The organism is Isoptericola chiayiensis, assembly GCF_013149805.1.
Classification (GTDB): Bacteria; Actinomycetota; Actinomycetes; order Actinomycetales; family Cellulomonadaceae; genus Isoptericola; species Isoptericola chiayiensis.
Genome location: NZ_JABEZT010000002.1, coordinates 475,868 through 489,026, shown reverse-complemented (window position 1 = coordinate 489,026; position 13,159 = coordinate 475,868). Strand labels below are relative to the sequence as shown.

The 13,159-nt window shown below is 67.9% G+C and carries 13 protein-coding genes; 7 read left to right on the top strand and 6 right to left on the bottom strand.

Going from position 1 to position 13,159, the window contains the following annotated elements; all coding sequences use genetic code 11:
• Nucleotides 1-5 precede the first annotated feature (5 nt).
• Nucleotides 6-1,286 (top strand): 7-cyano-7-deazaguanine synthase, encoded by a 1,281-nt coding sequence (locus tag HDG68_RS05330; RefSeq protein WP_172149966.1) that lies wholly within the window; start codon nucleotides 6-8, stop codon nucleotides 1,284-1,286.
• On the top strand, nucleotides 1,283-2,038 hold the full coding sequence (locus tag HDG68_RS05325) for a TatD family hydrolase (RefSeq protein WP_172149964.1): 756 nt from the start codon (nucleotides 1,283-1,285) through the stop codon (nucleotides 2,036-2,038). Before HDG68_RS05330 ends, HDG68_RS05325 begins: the two co-directional genes overlap by 4 nt.
• A gap of 98 nt (nucleotides 2,039-2,136) precedes the next feature.
• On the opposite strand, the gene HDG68_RS05320 is transcribed toward HDG68_RS05325, so the two are convergent.
• From HDG68_RS05320 to HDG68_RS05310, 3 genes are all read right to left on the bottom strand, one after another.
• Complete coding sequence (locus HDG68_RS05320; protein WP_172149962.1) at nucleotides 2,137-2,862, bottom strand: DUF4145 domain-containing protein; 726 nt, start codon at nucleotides 2,860-2,862, stop codon at nucleotides 2,137-2,139.
• A gap of 127 nt (nucleotides 2,863-2,989) precedes the next feature.
• The gene (gene metH / locus HDG68_RS05315) at nucleotides 2,990-6,586 is read right to left on the bottom strand and encodes a methionine synthase (protein ID WP_172149960.1); all 3,597 of its coding nucleotides are present in this window, start codon (nucleotides 6,584-6,586) and stop codon (nucleotides 2,990-2,992) included.
• Between the two features lie 145 nt (nucleotides 6,587-6,731).
• Nucleotides 6,732-7,376, bottom strand: a complete 645-nt coding sequence (locus HDG68_RS05310) for a TetR/AcrR family transcriptional regulator (RefSeq protein ID WP_172149958.1) — start codon at nucleotides 7,374-7,376, stop codon at nucleotides 6,732-6,734.
• A 144-nt stretch (nucleotides 7,377-7,520) separates the two neighbouring features.
• Between HDG68_RS05310 and HDG68_RS05305 the strand changes: the two genes are divergently transcribed.
• Nucleotides 7,521-8,300, top strand: a complete 780-nt coding sequence (locus tag HDG68_RS05305) for a glucose 1-dehydrogenase (protein ID WP_172149956.1) — start codon at nucleotides 7,521-7,523, stop codon at nucleotides 8,298-8,300.
• A complete protein-coding gene (locus HDG68_RS05300) occupies nucleotides 8,297-8,773 on the top strand; it encodes a PNPOx family protein (protein WP_172149954.1) in 477 nt (158 codons plus the stop codon). The genes HDG68_RS05305 and HDG68_RS05300 overlap by 4 nt, the downstream gene beginning before the upstream one ends.
• Before the next feature lie 168 nt (nucleotides 8,774-8,941).
• On the opposite strand, the gene HDG68_RS05295 is transcribed toward HDG68_RS05300, so the two are convergent.
• On the bottom strand, nucleotides 8,942-9,082 hold the full coding sequence (locus HDG68_RS05295) for a hypothetical protein (RefSeq protein ID WP_172149952.1): 141 nt from the start codon (nucleotides 9,080-9,082) through the stop codon (nucleotides 8,942-8,944).
• A 225-nt stretch (nucleotides 9,083-9,307) separates the two neighbouring features.
• Between HDG68_RS05295 and HDG68_RS05290 the strand changes: the two genes are divergently transcribed.
• Nucleotides 9,308-10,426, top strand: a complete 1,119-nt coding sequence (locus HDG68_RS05290) for a GNAT family N-acetyltransferase (RefSeq protein ID WP_172149950.1) — start codon at nucleotides 9,308-9,310, stop codon at nucleotides 10,424-10,426.
• Between the two features lie 20 nt (nucleotides 10,427-10,446).
• A complete protein-coding gene (locus tag HDG68_RS05285) occupies nucleotides 10,447-11,145 on the top strand; it encodes a lysoplasmalogenase family protein (protein WP_172149948.1) in 699 nt (232 codons plus the stop codon).
• Here HDG68_RS05285 and HDG68_RS05280 read toward each other — a convergent pair.
• Both HDG68_RS05280 and HDG68_RS05275 read right to left on the bottom strand, forming a co-directional pair.
• Nucleotides 11,114-11,827: a class I SAM-dependent methyltransferase gene (locus HDG68_RS05280; protein ID WP_172149946.1), complete on the bottom strand. Its 714-nt coding sequence runs from the start codon at nucleotides 11,825-11,827 to the stop codon at nucleotides 11,114-11,116. The genes HDG68_RS05285 and HDG68_RS05280 overlap by 32 nt on opposite strands.
• A 60-nt stretch (nucleotides 11,828-11,887) precedes the next feature.
• The gene (locus HDG68_RS05275; protein ID WP_172149944.1) at nucleotides 11,888-12,301 is read right to left on the bottom strand and encodes a GNAT family N-acetyltransferase; all 414 of its coding nucleotides are present in this window, start codon (nucleotides 12,299-12,301) and stop codon (nucleotides 11,888-11,890) included.
• A 65-nt stretch (nucleotides 12,302-12,366) separates the two neighbouring features.
• Here HDG68_RS05275 and HDG68_RS05270 point away from each other — a divergent pair, with 65 nt between their 5' ends.
• Entirely contained in the window at nucleotides 12,367-13,074 is a 708-nt protein-coding gene (locus HDG68_RS05270) for an alpha/beta fold hydrolase (RefSeq protein ID WP_172149942.1), read from the top strand.
• Nucleotides 13,075-13,159 lie beyond the last annotated feature (85 nt).

Below are 13,159 nucleotides of genomic sequence, written 5' to 3'. Positions count from 1 at the left end.
GCGACATGCCACTGACAAACTTCTATGTCTCCAGTGAAGACTCCATGAACCAGAGTCCCCCCGACTATCACCGACTCTATTGGCCCACCGGACCTGGCGCCACGGACACCGTCAAGAGTTCTATCGGCTGGTGGCTACCCTCGCTGGGCCAGGTCCCGACGCAGGCGATCGACCTGGTCCGCATCGCCGGTGCTGCATACCTGGTCGACCGGCTATCTCGCAGGCCGAGCGCCTTCACCCGGCGGCTCCACCTCGCGGTCGAAGTCGCAGATCCCGCAACATGGGAAGGTGAGGCGATCAACCAACTTGCTCAGCTGCTGTTCTGGCTCACCGGCGACACGTGGGATCTCGAACTGATCCAAGACCCCACCACTCCAGAGGCCCCGGCCGTTGAAACCTCTGACAGCGGGGGATCTGTCGCCCTGCTCAGCGGAGGACTCGACTCATATCTTGGTGCGTTGCATCTGCTCTCTACGTCCAGCGAACCGCTTCAACTTGTCGGCCATTACGACACCGCCACAGCTGTCCGTCGAGCTCAGAACACCATCCACAGTTGGCTCCAGGAGCACTACACGCCCCCTCCCTCGTACACTCAGATCGAGTTCGCGCAGGTCGCCGACAAGAAAGAAGGCTCGAGCAGGAGCCGATCATTGCTCTTTGTCGCCCTTGGAGCCGCCATCGCTGCCTGCCGTTCCGCATCGACACTCTTCGTGCCAGAGAACGGATTCACCAGCTTGAACCTGCCTCTGCATCCCAACCGCGCGGGCGCGCTCTCCACTCGTTCCACTCACCCTGAGACCTTCGACCGAGTGAAAACGCTTCTCCAGGCGGCCCGAATGCCGATATCGGTGACCAACCCCTTCGCCGCCCACACCAAGGGTGAAGAAATGCGCCTAGTCGCTGACAACAATCCGCCGGGCGGTTGGGACATCGTTGCCGGCCTAACGATCTCGTGCAGTAAGCTGGACGGCGCTCGGATTAAGGGCGGCGACTCCACGCTCAACTGCGGCCTCTGCTACGCATGCGTCACCCGACGAGGCGCTTTCATCAGGGCAGGTGTTGGCGACACAACCATTTACTTGTCGGAAAACCTCACTGGAGACGCGCGCCTTGAGCTCCTCGAACGGCGCTACAGCGACCGGGCCGCAATCGCCTATGCGACAACCCGTGGCATTGATGACGACGCGATTGACGCCGGGACCTGGCCCCCGAACACCGACTTAGACGCGATCAGTGAGCTCGCCCGCCGCGGTCTTGCCGAACTAGGAAAGGTCGACCTGAAATGACAAGCCCTTTCCTTCCTGCATTGGACGCCCACGCCCACATCGCACCGGACGTTACGCCGTCGCAGATCGTAGCACTCGGACAATCCGTGGTGTTTGCGATGACTCGAACTCTGGACGAAGCGCGTCAAGTCAGAAGCCGACGAGACACGGCTCTCGTCTGGGGAGTAGGTGTTCATCCAGGCTTGGCGGCAGCGCGTGCGGCATGGGACGCAGAACAGTTCAAGGAACTTATCGGCTCTTTTGCTCTGGTCGGTGAAATCGGATTGGACCGCCGTGGCGGCGACTTTCCGCGGCAACGCTCGATATTGAAGGAGATACTTAGCGTTGTGAGCGACGAGCCGGTGCTCGTGTCGGTCCATAGTAGCGGTGCGGCCGCTGAAGTCGTTGAGTGTCTGTGCGAGGCCGACGTTAGAGGCGCGATATTGCATTGGTTCAACGGTGACAGTGACGATACTATGCGGGCCGTCGATTCGGGTGCCTACTTTTCAGTCAACGCTGCAATGTCCCCAGATCGGGTGAGTATGTTCCCCCCTGAGAGGGTTCTATGCGAGACTGATTTTCCTGCTCGCAGGATCGGTGCCCGCCAGCCAGCAGACGTTCAGAGTGCCGAGAGGATGCTGAGCCAGATCTGGAACAAGACTGTCGCGGAGGTGCGCGCCAAGACTTGGTGGAACCTGCGCAACCTAAGTGAAAGTTCTGGAGCAATCGAACGACTTCCTTCGCAGGTCGCAGATACGCTTTTGTATCTCTAGCAGTAAACAATTGCGCAGCAAGAACTCGCCAGTACATCCGATCGATTCGAATCTAGTTCAGGCGTAATTGACTGCGGTAATGTTAGGTCTCAACGCTGTCAGGTCTTACGAACTCCGCGCGCACGGTTAATTTCGAGGGCCCGTTGCCTGATGCCATCCGCAGAAGAGTCGTAGAGTAGGGTCAATCCGTGTTCAAGAATCTTTGCGCCCTCAAGCACATCCGCCGTGGTTAGAGACTCCTCATGTGTTCCTTGGTTCCCGATCCATTTCACAGCTTCAAGGATCTCTGCTGCTCGTGTGTTGGTCTGCCGGAAGTTTTCAATCCTGCGATGGGTGCTCGACCGAGTGCGGGGAATGTTCTGATCGTCAAGAATGTGTTCAATGGCGAAGCGTAGACGGCTGGCGGCAGCGCCGGCGTCGCACCAGATGATCTGGGCGGCCTTCGTGACCGAATCCCTGACTTCGGAAGGACAGGAATCTGGTATCTCGATTATCGGCAGAGGCGGCAGTGTTGATCGCAGATGATAGAGGCTGGAGTATTCAATGCCTTCATCACTCCAGCCTGTTCCCGCGACTCGCCAGTCTCCATGGGCGACCGTCAGTTCGTGACATCGAGGTGTTTGGCAGCGAAGTTGGACAATGAAGAACCCGGATATCCACTCGGGCTCCCACGCGTCGTGGTCGCGTAGCCTCGACGAGCTGTTCGATTCGATGTTCTGCACCGTCTCGACAGCGAGTATCCCGCCGGTGCATTGAGGACAGTTTGTCTCCGGCCAGTCCTCCGCGTCGAACCAGTCAGCGTAAGGTGTTGCGTTTCTGGTCATTTATCACTTTCTGTCAGTTTGGACATGGATCTGCGCTTCTATGAAGGGTGCGGCAGGAGTTCGGATTGCCTCGTTAATTTGTTGGTTGGGTCTGTTTAGATAATTTTGTTGAAATGGCGTCCTGTTCTCACACGCTGTAGTACTTCGCTTCCGGATGATGCAGCACGAACGCGTCCGTCGACTGCTCCGGGTGCAGCTGCAGCTCGTCGCTGAGCGTCACGCCGACACGCTCAGGCCGAAGAAGCTCGACGACCTTCGTGCGGTCCTCCATGTCTGGGCACGCCGGGTACCCCAGTGACATCCGCGCGCCGCGGTACTCCAGCTTGAACATGCCCTCGACGTCGTCGGGGTCCTCGTCGCCGAACCCGAGCTCGGAGCGCACGCGGGAGTGCCAGAACTCGGCCAGCGCCTCGGTGAGCTGCACGGACAGACCGTGCAGCTCCATGTACTCGCGGTACTTGTTCTCGGCGAACAGCTTCGCCGTGTAGGCGGATACCGGGTCACCGACGGTGGCGAGCTGGATGGGCAGCACGTCGTAGCGGCCGGTCTCCTCGACCCAGGACTTGGGGCGGACGAAGTCGGCCAGGCACAGGTGCCGGTCGCGCTTCTGGCGCGGGAAGGTGAAGCGGAGTCGCTCGGTCCCGGGCTCGCCGCCGGATCCGCCGTCGCGCGCCCCGATGCCGGCCAGACCGGGGCCGTGATGCGCCACGACGATGTCGTCGCCCTCGGACCACACGGGGAAGTACCCGTAGACCACGGTGGGGTCCATGATCTGGTCGGTGCGGATCGTGTCGAGCCACTGGGCCAGGCGCGGCCGGCCCTCGGTCTCGACGAGCTCCTCGTACGACGCTCCGTCCTCACCGCGACCGGGCTTGAGGCCCCACTGGCCCATGAACGTGGCGCGCTCGTCGAGGAACGCGGCGTAGTCGGCGAGCTGGATGCCCTTGACCACGCGCGTGCCCCAGAACGGGGGAGCGGGTACCGGGTTGTCGGTCGCGACGTCGGACCGCTCGGGCAGGTCCTCGACCGCGGTCTCGGTCACCTTGACCACGTTGTGGCGGCGCTTGCGCAGCGCCGGCAGCCCGACCTCCTCCGGGTCGGCGCCGCGCGCCACGGCGACCAGCGGCTCCATGAGGCGCAGCCCCTCGAAGGCATCGCGGGCGTACCGCACGACCCCGGGGAACGCGGAGGCGAGGTCGTCCTCGACGAAGGTGCGGGTCAGGGCCGCGCCGCCGAGCAGAATCGGCCAGCGCTTCTCCATGCCGCGCGAGACGAGCTCCTCGAGGTTCTCCTTCATCACCACGGTCGACTTCACCAGCAGCCCGGACATGCCGATCACGTCGGCGTTGTGCTCCTCGGCGGCCTCGATCATGGCCGAGATCGGCTGCTTGATGCCGATGTTGACCACCGTGTAGCCGTTGTTCGTCAGGATGATGTCGACGAGGTTCTTGCCGATGTCGTGCACGTCCCCGCGCACGGTCGCCAGCACGATGACGCCCTTGGACTGCTCCTCGGCACCCTCGACCTTCTCCATGTGCGGCTCGAGCAGCGCGACGGCCGTCTTCATGACCTCGGCGGACTGCAGCACGAACGGCAGCTGCATCTGCCCCGACCCGAACAGCTCGCCGACGACCTTCATCCCGCCCAGCAGGTGGGTGTTGACGATGTCGAGGGCCTTCATGCCGTCGGCCAGCGCGGTGTCCAGGTCGTCCTCGAGACCCTTGCGCGCGCCGTCGATGATGCGCCGCTCCAGGCGTTCGCCCACGGGCAGTGCGGCGAGCTCGGCGGCCCGCTGGTCGCGCATCGCGGCGGCGTCGACGCCGGAGAACACCTCGAGCAGGTGCGACAGCGGGTCGTGGGTCAGGTTGCCTTCGTCGTCGTACTGGCGCCGGTCCCACACGAGGTCCTCGGCGGCCTGCCACTGCTCGTCGTCGATGGCGGTGCGCGGCAGGATCTTCGCCGCGTGCACGATGGCGGAGTCCAGCCCGGCCTGCGTGGCCTCGTGCAGGAACACCGAGTTCAGCACCGTGCGCGCGGCCGCGTTGAGGCCGAACGACACGTTCGAGACGCCGAGCGTGGTGTGCACGCCGGGGTAGAGACGGTTGATCTCGCGGATCGCCTCGATCGTCTCGATGGCGTCGCGGCGCGTCTCCTCCTGCCCGGTCGCGATGGGGAACGTCAGGGCGTCGACGATGATGTCGTCCACCCGCATGCCCCACTGCTCCGTGAGGGTGTCGATGAGGCGCGAGGCGATCGCGACCTTCTTCTCCGTGGTGCGGGCCTGGCCCTCCTCGTCGATGGTCAGGGCGACGACGGCGGCACCGTGCTCGCGCACGGCCGGCATGATCCGCTGGAACCGCGATCCGGGCCCGTCGGAGTCCTCGAAGTTCACCGAGTTCACCACGGCGCGCCCGCCCACCAGCTCCAGGCCGGCGCGGATCACCTCCGGCTCGGTGGAGTCGATGACCAGCGGCAGGGTCGAGGCGCTCGCCAGCCGCGAGACGACCTCCCGCACGTCCGCGACGCCGTCGCGCCCCACGTAGTCGACGCACACGTCGAGCAGGTGGGCGCCGTGCCGCGTCTGGTCGCGGGCGATGTCGACGATGTCGTCCCAGCGGCCCTCCAGCAGCGCCTCGCGGAACGCCTTGGAGCCGTTGGCGTTGGTGCGCTCACCGATCGCCAGGTACGAGGCGTCCTGGGACAGGTCCGTGTGCGAGTACAGCGACGCGACACCGCTGGTGCGCTCCACCTCGCGCTGCGGCAGCGGGCGACCGCGCACCGCCTCCACCACGCGCGCCAGGTGCTCCGGCGTCGTGCCGCAGCAGCCGCCCACCATGCCCAGGCCGAACTCGTCGACGAACTGGCTGTGTGCCGCCGCCAGCTCGTCCGGGGTCAGCGGGTAGACGGCGCCGTGCGGGCCCAGCTCGGGCAGACCGGCGTTCGGCATGCACGTGACCGGCACCTCGGCGTGCTTGGCCAGGTAGCGCAGATGCTCGCTCATCTGGTCCGGGCCGGTGGCGCAGTTCAGGCCGATGGCGTCCACGCCCACGGCCTGCAGCGTGGTCAGCGCCGCCCCGATCTCGGACCCCATCAGCATCGTGCCGGTGGTCTCGACGGTCACCGAGGCGATCACTGGCACGGTGCGTCCGACGGCGGTCATCGCCTCGTGCGCGCCCGTCACCGCGGCCTTGGTCTGCAGCAGGTCCTGGCTGGTCTCGACCAGGATCGCGTCCGCGCCGCCCTCCAGTAGCCCGGCGGCCTGCTCGGCGAACGTGTCGCGCAGGTTCTCGTAGGTGGTGTGCCCCAGCGAGGGCAGCTTGGTGCCCGGACCCATCGAGCCCAGCACCCAGCGCGGGTGGTCCGGCGTCGCGTAGACGTCGGCGCGCTCACGGGCCAGCTCCGCGCCGACGCGGGCCAGCTCGCGGATGCGGTCGTCGATGCCGTAGTCCGACAGGTTCGACCAGTTCGCGCCGAACGTGTTCGACTCGATCGCGTCCACGCCGACCTCGAGGAACCCGTCGTGCACGCCGCGCACGATGTCCGGGCGGGTGACGTTGAGGATCTCGTTGCAGCCCTCGAGCTGCTGGTAGTCCTCCAGGGTCGGGTCGGCGGCCTGGATCATGGTGCCCATGGCGCCGTCGGCCACCACCACCCGGGTGCGCAGCGCGTCGCGCAGGGCGGCAGAACGGGCGTCGGCAGCGGCGATGTCGAGCGTGGAGGTCACCGGGTCAGCCTAGTTCGGCGTGGCGAACGCGAGGTGCGACGCCTACCAGGTGAGAACGACGGAAGAGACGCTGTTGTCGTTCCGACGGTCGGGACTGAGGTCGACGGCCCTGACGCCAGGCACGTACATGACGTGACCGACCGACTCAACCGTTGGTGGCCGCGACTGGTCCATGTGCGCCGTACCGGGCAGCGATGGTGCGGACGGCCTCCTCGACCACCTGGTCGACGCGCTCGGCGCTGACTTCCCAGCCCGGTACGAGGAGTGTCGGCCAGAAGACGTAGTTGGAGATCATGCCGAGGAACTGGGTGGCTGCGAGATCCACGTCCTCGACTCGAACCGTCCCCGCTTCGTCCTCGGCCAGGAGGTAGCCGCGTACGGACTCGAAGTAGGGCATCTTCCCCTGCGAGAACTGCGCGCGGGCCAGCTCGGGGAAACGCGGTAGCTCGGCGATCACGATGCGGAACAGATCTGTCATCTTGGGCTGCGTCAAGAGCGCTGCGTAGCGGCGACCGATCGTGCCGAGCCCGTCGACGATGTTGCCGACAGGCGGCGGGTCCTCGTCCTCGGCAGTTGACCACGACTCGGTCACGATGGCGTCGAACAGCACGGCCTTGCTCGGGAACTGTTTGAAGAGCGTGGCCCGAGAAACGCCTGAGCGCTGCGCGATCTGTGCCAACGACGTCCGGTCGTAGCCGAGCTCGAGGAACAGCGCGGTCGCGGCCGTCACGATCAGCGCGCGCTTCTCCCGCGCGACTCGTTGGTGATACGTCGTCGGGGTCGCTGTCATGGGTCGACCCTACGAGGTGAGTGGCTTGACTCACCACCGGGCCGGATCTAGTGTCGAAGAGAGGTGAGTCGATTGACTCACCATCAGGCTGCCGGTCGCCCGCGTTGACTCCGGGCATCCGGCCCCGCATCGAAGGAGAACCTGATGCACCGCTTCGACAACCAGACTGTCCTCGTGACCGGTGGGACCGGTGGCCAGGGCTCCAGTCACGTACGGGCCTTCCATGCGGAAGGAGCGAACGTGGTGATCGGCGGGATCGACGCCGAACGCGGCGACGCCCTCGTCGACGAGCTGGGGGACCGCGCCCGCTTCGCGCACCTCGACGTCACCGACGAGAGTTCGTGGTCCGCTGCCGTGACAACCGCCGAACGCGCCTTCGGCGGGCTGAGCGTGCTCGTCAACAATGCCGGTGTCCAGAATCCGCCTGCGCTGATCGAGCACACGGATCAGGCCACGTGGTCGCGCATCCTGGACGTCAACCTCACCGGAGCCTTCCTCGGCATCAAGGCCGCCGTCCCCGCGCTGCGCCGGTCAACAGAAGGGGCCGTCGTGAACATCGCCTCGACCATGGGGCTGGGCGGCACGGCCCACTACGCGCCCTACGTCGCCAGCAAGTGGGCCCTGCGTGGTCTCACGCAGACTGCTGCGCTCGAGCTCGGCCGCGACCGCATCCGCGTGAACACCATCCACCCCGGCGTGATCGCGACCCCGTTCATCCACGAACCAGCAGCAGGAGCCGGCGCCGCCATCGCCGATTTCTACTCGCCCGAGCCGTTCGCCGTCCCCAGGCTCGGAGAACCGGCCGACGTCACCCGGCTCCTGCTGTTCCTCGCCTCACCCGAGGCGTCCTTCATCACCGGGTCTGAATACGTCATCGACGGTGGACTCCAACTCGGCCCCGCTCTCCAGGCGGAGGCAGCATGAGCGTCCCGCACCCGACCGGGGCGAGCGGCCGGGAGCCAGACGCGTCCCTGGCTCACCTGCCCGACCGCCTCCGGCGAGCGATCGAGATCACCCCAGCCGCGGGTACCCGCGAACGCATCATCGACATCACGACACGGGGCCGCCGCACCGGCACGATGCACCGCATCGAGATCTTCTTCTACCGAGCTCTCGGCGCCACCTACCTGTGCAGCGGTGCCGGGGGAGGTGCGACCGACTGGCACGCGAACCTGCTCGCCGAGCCCGACTTCACCTTCCACCTGAAGAACGGCATCAGGAGAGACCTGCCCGCGCGCGCCACGCCGGTGACCGACCCCGCCGAACGTCAGGCCGTCCTGACTGCGATCGTCGAGGATCTCAACCAGCCCCACGACCCAGGCACCATCCGGCCGACTCGGCTCGAAGACTGGGCCAGCAGCCGGCTGATGCGCATCACCTTTCACCACGAGCCGTGACTCGGGCTCCTTTTGGGCAGGGCGCCCAGGCGGGCCTATGTCGCATCGACGGGGACGGCGCGCGACGCGCACCTTGTCGTGAGGGTTCCGCGCGCGGAGAAGCGCTCTTGATCTCCGTGCGCAGGTGACGCGGCTCCCGCGCCCACCACGTGCCACGCCGAGCGCGATCTAGCGAGTCTTGCTTGACCGCCAGCGATCGAGCAGGACGACGAATCCGAGAGTGAGCGCGAAGGCCACCGCCGCGGCGACCACCGAGAGCACCTCGTCGGTGCCGGAGCCCAGGGAGATCGCGAGGACGACGGCGAACACGACGATCGGCAGGATCCAGTTGCCGGTGCCCTCAGGTCTGATGGTCCCGATCGTAGCCAGGAGTCCGTGAAGCCGTCGCGACTCGGCGACGCCGCGCGCAATCCTTGGAGTTGCTCTGCGGCGCCGCTTCCACCTCCTGAAGGGACCGGCTATCCGCTCGGCGCCAGCACACAGTCAGCGCAAATGGGGGTGCGGCGCACACCGGGTGAGACCTACTCTCCTGTCATGGCCACGACCACCCCGAGCCTCGCTCCGATCGCCGAGCGCGCCGCCGCACCCGAGACGCTGCCCGCGATCACGGCGGGCGGTCTGACGTGGCGCCCCGCTACCGCGGACGACGTCCCGGCACTGCTCGAGCTGCGCAACACCATCGCCGCGGCCGACAAGGAGCCCTACCGCGAGAGCCTCGAGGAGATCACCGAGCTGTTCGCCGCGCCCTGGCGCCGGTTCGACGTCGACTCGATCGTCGGCCTGGACGACGACGGCCGGATGCTCGCGTACGCGATGGTCGAGTCCCAGCCCGGCGACACCCGCACCATGCGCGCCTTCCTCTTCGGCGGCGTCCACCCGACCGTGCGCTGGCAGGGGATCGGCCGGGAACTCTTCGCCTGGCAGGTAGCCCGCGGCCGCCAGGTGCTCGCCGAGTCCGGCAAGGACCTGCCTGCCCGCCTCGGCGTGTTCGTCGAGGACGACGGTCCCGCCGCCAAGCGTCGCATCATCGAGGCCGCCGGGTTCGCACCGCGCCGGTACTACACGGAACTGCGCCGCGACCTGCGCGACCTGGCCGCCCAGCCCCTGCCCGACGTCAGGCCCGCCGGCGGACTGCGCGTCGTCCCCTTCAGCGACGAGCTCGACGAGGCCACCCGCCTGGCCCACAACGACGCCTTCCGCGACCACTGGGGCAGCGAACCGCAGACGCCCGAGCAGTGGCGCACCGGCCGCACCGCGTTCATGCCGCAGTGGTCGTTCGTCGTCGTCGACGACGCCCCCGACGTCACCGCGCTGCTCGCCGACCCCGACACCGACGCCGAGACCGCAGCCGCCCTGGAGGCCGGCGAACCCCTCGTCGTCGCCTACGAGATGGCGTCCAAGTTCACCGAGGACTTCGCCGTCAAGGGCTACACGTTCGGCTACACCGAGCTGCTCGGCACCCGCCGCGCCTACCGCGGACGCCGCGCCGGCCTCGCCGCGCTGGCCGCCGGCATGCGCGCCTTCGTCAACGACGAGATGGAGTACGCCGCCCTCGACGTCGACACCGCCAACCCGTCCGGGGCGCACGGGATGTACGCCAGCCTCGGCTACGAAGTCACCACCTCCTCGACGATGCTGTCGATCGAGCTGTAGGAGGCGCTACGCTGCGCCCCGTGACCGACGTCGTCCCTGATCAGCGCTCCCGGCTGTCCCGCAGCGCCCTCGTGGCGCTCGTCGTGCTCGGCGCCGCCACCGCCACGAACCTCGCCGCGCAGCTCCTCGGCGCCGCCACGCTCGCCGAGACCTCCCAGTGGTTCCTCATGCCGGCGCTCGCGGCCGTGCTGTGGTGCACGACGGCGGCACCCCGGTCGCGCCTCGAGCGTCTCGTCCTGCTGGCGCTCGGCTTCTCCTGGGTCGGTGACGTGCTGCCCGACTTCTTCACGGGCGACGCGGCCTTCCTCGCGATGGTCGGCGGGTTCCTGTGCGCGCAGGTCGTCTACGCCGTCGCGTTCCGGCCTTTCTGGCGCGAGTCGGTGCTCCACCTGCACCCGGCGGCCGGCGCGGTGTACGGGTTCCTGGCGATCACGCTGGTCACCCTGTGCCTGCCGGGCACGTCGGGACTGCTGTCGCTCGCCGTCGTGGTCTATGCCGCCTGCCTGACCGCGATGGCCGTGCTCGCCACTGGCGTGCACCGGCTCACCTGGGTCGGCGGGCTGCTGTTCCTCTTCTCCGACGCGCTCATCGCGCTCGGAGCATTCGCCGACTTCGTCCCGCCCGCGTCCGGGTTCTGGGTGATGGCCACCTACGTGCTCGGCCAGGCGCTCATCGTGGCCGGCGTGGTCAGTCGGGGCGGCGGAAGAGCGCGGCGTTGAGGAAGTCGGCGCCGAGCGTGCCGGGCCGGTCGTCGCGCACGGGGCGCGCCTCGACCTGGTCGAGGACCGTGCCGAAGATCGTGGACAGGTCCTCGAGCGTGAACGACGTGCCGCCGGCGGTGTCCCCGGTGGTCAGCACGGCGGTGTCGTCGGGGCTCGGCTGACGCTCCTGGGCGAACGCCACGATGCCGTACCGGCCACCGGGAGCCACCAGCGGCAGGATCCGCTCCAGGTAGGTGATCCGGCGGTGCGGTGCCAGGTGGTGGAAGCAGCCGGAGTCGTAGACGAGGTCGAACGGACCCGCGGGCAGGTCCTCCCGCAGCACGTCCACCGACCGCAGGGTGGCGCCGTCGGGCATGGTCGGTCGCATCGCGTCCAGCAGGTCGGTCGCGAGGTCGAGCCCGGTCGCCGTCGCACCGTGCTCGGCGAACCAGGCGGTGTTGCGGCCGTTGCCGCAGCCGACGTCGAGGACGCGTGCCCCCGAGAGGTTGCCGAGCAGGCCGCGAGCGTGCCAGTCGACCAGGGGTTCGTCCGGCAGGGACGTGTTCAGCGGGTGCCCCTCACCGGTGAGCATCCGCCGCCAGAAGTCCTCGGCGCCCCGCGCGGTACGGTCCCCGCGCTCGTGCGCGGCGACGACGCCGTCCAGCAGCTCTAGCAGCTCGTCCACGGTGCTCAGGCGCATGGTCGAATTCTCCCACCCGGCTCGCTGCCGGAGGCTGCGTGCTACGGGGTGTCGCGGCCCTCACCGCAGGCGTCGGCCCAGCCAGGTCTCCGGCTCGTCGAGCGTGTCGAAGCCCGCCCGGCGGTAGAGCTCGTGGCCGTCCGGCGACGCCTTGAGCAGCACACGCTTGAGTCCGAGGCCCTCCAGGTCGGCCATGAGGCCGTCGACGATCCGGGTGCCGAGCCCCTGGCGGCGGTGAGCCGGGTCGACGACGACGTCCGCCACCCAGGCGAAGGTCGCTCCGTCCGTCACGGCGCGGGCATAGGCGACCTGGGCGCCGTCGTCGGCGTACATCGCGTAGTTGCGCGACGCCGCGATGACGGTGTCCATGGTGGCGCGGGAGCGCCCACGGGCCCAGAACGTCGTGGACAGGATCGCGTGGACCCAGTCGACGTCGAGGCGGGCGGGGTCGGCGGAGAACTCGTACGCGGTCACGGCTCGATCCCATCACGACAGCCGGGCCCGACTGCTGTGTCGGAGGCCACATCTACGTTCAAGGTATGGACATCATCCTGGTTCCAGGCTTCTGGCTGGACGCGTCCGCGTGGGACGCCGTCACCCCGCCGCTCGTCGCAGCAGGGCACACCGTGCATCCGCTGACCCTGCCCGGCATGGAGTCGGTGGACGCCGACCGCTCGGGTATCACGCTCGCCGACCACGTAGACGCCGTCTTGGCCGCGATCGACGCGCTGCCCGACGACGCCGAGGTGGTGCTCGTGGGGCACTCGGCCGGCGGCCCGCTGGTCTACGCGGCCTCGGACGCTCGGCCGGGCCGTGTCCGCCGGGTCGTGTACGTCGACTCCGGGCCGCTCGCGGACGGGCAGGCGCTGAACGCCGACCTGCCCGCCGACGTCGTCGACCACCATCTCCCGCCGTGGGAGGAGCTCGATGAGGCGTCGCTGACCGGGCTCACCGACGAGCTGCGCGCAGAGTTCCGGGCACGGGCGATCCCACAGCCCGGCGGGACCGTGCGCGCACCGCACCGGCTCAGCGACGACGAGTCCCGGCTGGACGTGCCCACCACCGTCATCGCCTCGGAGATGTCGGCCGAGGTGCTGCGCGACCTCATGACCCAGGGTCACCCGTACGTCGCCGAGCTGGCTCGGCACCGCGACTACGAGATCGTCGACCTGCCCACCGGGCACTGGCCGATGTTCACCCGTCCGGTCGATCTGGCGGAGGTGATCGCCGCCGCCGTGGAGCGCTGACCGCGGTGGCGTCCGGAGCGTACAAGGCGTCGGCAGGGTGAACCGGGCGCGCTCGCCGTGTGAGCGGGGCGGTGGTTGCCTAGCC